At 74.6% G+C, this 1,871-nt stretch carries 3 protein-coding genes; all 3 read right to left on the bottom strand.

Going from position 1 to position 1,871, the window contains the following annotated elements; genetic code table 11:
• On the bottom strand, window positions 1–348 hold a 348-nt coding region (locus tag AC2W7G_RS15220; protein WP_485869180.1), incomplete at its 3' end, for an SIS domain-containing protein.
• A complete protein-coding gene (locus AC2W7G_RS15215; protein ID WP_485869179.1) occupies window positions 345–1,085 on the bottom strand; it encodes an ATP-binding cassette domain-containing protein in 741 nt (246 codons plus the stop codon). The genes AC2W7G_RS15215 and AC2W7G_RS15220, both read right to left, overlap by 4 nt.
• Complete coding sequence (locus AC2W7G_RS15210; RefSeq protein WP_485869181.1) at window positions 1,082–1,771, bottom strand: type III PLP-dependent enzyme domain-containing protein; 690 nt, start codon at window positions 1,769–1,771, stop codon at window positions 1,082–1,084. Before AC2W7G_RS15210 ends, AC2W7G_RS15215 begins: the two co-directional genes overlap by 4 nt.
• Between the last annotated feature and the right edge of the window lie 100 nt (window positions 1,772–1,871).

Here is a 1,871-nt window from a genome sequence, read left to right as displayed (position 1 = left end):
GGCCGCGCGGGCCGCCCGGGCGGTGGCGACGAGGTCGGGCGACGCGCCGGACTGCGACAGCGCGACCTGCACCGTGCGCGGGAAGCGGGTGCCCCGCTCGAAGACCGTCACCAGGCTCGGCGTCGCATGCACGGCCGGCACGCCCAGCTCGGTCGCGGTGAGGTACTGCCCGTAGAGGGCGGCGTGGTCGCTGGAGCCCCGGGCCACGAGGTGCAGGAGCTCGGGGTCGGTCTCGCGCAGCAGCGTCGCGGCGGCGTCGACCGCCGCGCGTCCCTCGCGCGCCAGCCGGCGCCAGACGTCCGGCTGCTCGGCGATCTCGGCGCGCATGTGGGCGCCGGGCCGGGTCATTGCGCCAGGCCCGTGATCATCGCGACGAGGTCGTTCTTGTCCACCTCGTCGATGCGCCGGGTGCCCACCTGCGTGCCGCGGCGCAGCACCGTCACGCGGTCGGCGACGCGGAAGACCTGCTCTAGGTTGTGCGACACGATCAGCACCGCGGCGCCCCGGGCCTTGAGCCGCAGGATGGTCTCCTCCACCTTCGCCGTCTCGGCCACGCCGAGCGCCGCGGTCGGCTCGTCCATGAGCACGAGCCCGCGGGCCCAGTGCGTCGCCCGGGCGATGGCGATGCCCTGGCGCTGGCCGCCGGACAGGTCGCTGAGCGTGGCGTGCGGGGACGGGATGCGGACGTCGAGCTCGGTGACGAGGTCCTGCGTCTCGCGGGCCATGCGCGCCCGGTCGAGCGTGCGGAACGGGCCCCTCGTGAGCTCGCGGCCCAGGAAGAGGTTCATGTAGACCGGCTGCTGGTCGACGAGGGCGAGGTCCTGGTAGACGACCTCGACGCCGTGCGAGCGGGCGTCCGAGGCGTCGCGGAACGAGACCGGCTCGCCGTGGAGCCGGATCTCGCCGTCCGTCGGCTGGTACAGCCCCGAGATGATCTTGACGAGCGTCGACTTGCCGGCGCCGTTGTCGCCGACGAGGGCGACGATCTCACCGGGCGCAATGTCCAGGTCGAAGCGCTGGATCGCCGTCACGGCGCCGAACTGCTTGTGGATGCCCCTCAGCTCCAGGGCGGACTCGGTGGTCATCGTGCTCCCTCCAGCCCGCGCAGGGCGTCGTCGACGGTCAGCACCGGTGCCCCGTTCGCGGCCCAGGCGCGGTGGGCGGTCGGCGTGGACCCCACGCCGGAGACGCCCACGGTGAGGCTGCGGCTGACGAACACCTGCGGGCGGAAGCCGAACAGGACCGTGTCGCCCGGCGACACCGTCACCGACGGCGACTCGATCACCGCGTAGTAGTCGATGGCCTCCGGCGCCGGCATCTCGATCGCCAGCTCGGTGGCGTCGTCCAGGCCGCCGCCACGCGGCACGACCAGGACGGTCTCGGGCAGCGGGCCGAGCACGGGGTCGGCGTACAGCCCGCCGCCGAACACGAACGCGTCCCCGCCGTGCAGGTGCGAGACCTCGCTGACGTAGACCAGGGCGGGCTCCTCGGCCAGGTCCTGCACGGCGTGCAGCGGCGTCGTGCCGGTGAGGCCGTGGCCGGGCTCCACCTGCGTCGAGCCGGCGGCGGCGAGCGTCGCCAGCACGGCCGAGGACGTCGTGCCGGGCGTGTTCATCTGCACGTCGGTGCGGCCGGCGGCCTCCAGCGCCGTGCGGGCCGTCTCGACCGTGGCCAGGTTCGGCGTGGGCCGGACCTGCCCGGACTCGCGGTCGAACAGCAGCGTCGGGAAGGTCGTGACGCCGGCCAGCTCGACGCCGTCGAGGGCGTCCAGCTCGTCGGCGACGCGGACGACGTCGGCGGCGTCGAAGCCGCCCTCGTCGGCCGCGGTAGAACCGGTCGCCCGGCGCCGTCACGCGGGCCAGGACGCGCTG

The organism is Aeromicrobium sp. PFPM2_SD2, assembly GCF_057364525.1.
The sequence above is the reverse complement of the archived record's forward strand: the minus strand, read 5'-3'. Positions and strand labels throughout refer to the sequence as shown.

Bases quoted from the DNA above. Each gene is read 5' to 3' on its own strand.
- AC2W7G_RS15215 (WP_485869179.1), bottom strand. From the start codon at position 1,085: ATGACCACCGAGTCCGCCCTGGAGCTGAGGGGCATCCACAAGCAGTTC.